We start from the raw sequence: 707 nt of genomic DNA on the forward strand, positions 1-707 counted from the left end.
GCCGACAGGAACAGCACCGTCTGCGCGACGTCCTGAACGGTCGTGAACACGCCGTCGACCGTATTGCCGAGCATCACCTTCTTCACCACTTCCTCTTCGCTGATGCCGAGCTCCTTCGCCTGCTCCGGAATCTGCTTGTCGACCAGCGGCGTGCGCACGAAGCCCGGACACACGACATGCGAGCGCACGTTGTGCTTCGCGCCTTCCTTCGCCAGCACGCGCGCCAGGCCGAGCAGGCCGTGCTTGGCCGTCACGTACGCCGACTTCAGCGGCGACGCTTCGTGCGAGTGCACCGAACCCATGTAGATCACGACACCGCCGCGATCGTCCTTGTACATGTGCTTCAGCGCCGCCTTGGTCGTGAGGAACGCGCCGTCGACGTGGATCGCCTGCATCTTCTTCCAGTCGGCGAACGAATAGTTCTCGATCGGGTTCACGATCTGGATGCCCGCGTTCGACACGAGGATGTCGACCGAGCCGAACGTTTCGGCCACCTTGTCGATACCGCTGTTCACGGCCTCCTCGTTCGTCACGTCCATCGCGACGCCGATCGCCTTGCCGCCCGCCTTGACGATCTCGTCGGCGACCGCGTTCGCGCCGTCCTGGTTCAGGTCGGCAATCGCGACGGCCGCGCCCGCTTTCGCGAGCTCGAGTGCGATTTCCTTGCCGATGCCGCTCGCGGCGCCCGTGACGACTGCGGTCTTGCC

Annotated in this window: 1 protein-coding gene; it reads right to left on the reverse strand. The window is 64.9% G+C overall.

The window, feature by feature from the left end; translation table 11 throughout:
• A partial coding sequence (locus C5O79_RS37915) for a 3-hydroxybutyrate dehydrogenase (RefSeq protein ID WP_131932317.1) occupies positions 1 to 707 on the reverse strand: 707 nt, incomplete at both ends.

This window comes from Burkholderia sp. SRS-25 (genome assembly GCF_004343765.1).
Lineage (GTDB): Bacteria > Pseudomonadota > Gammaproteobacteria > Burkholderiales > Burkholderiaceae > Burkholderia > Burkholderia contaminans.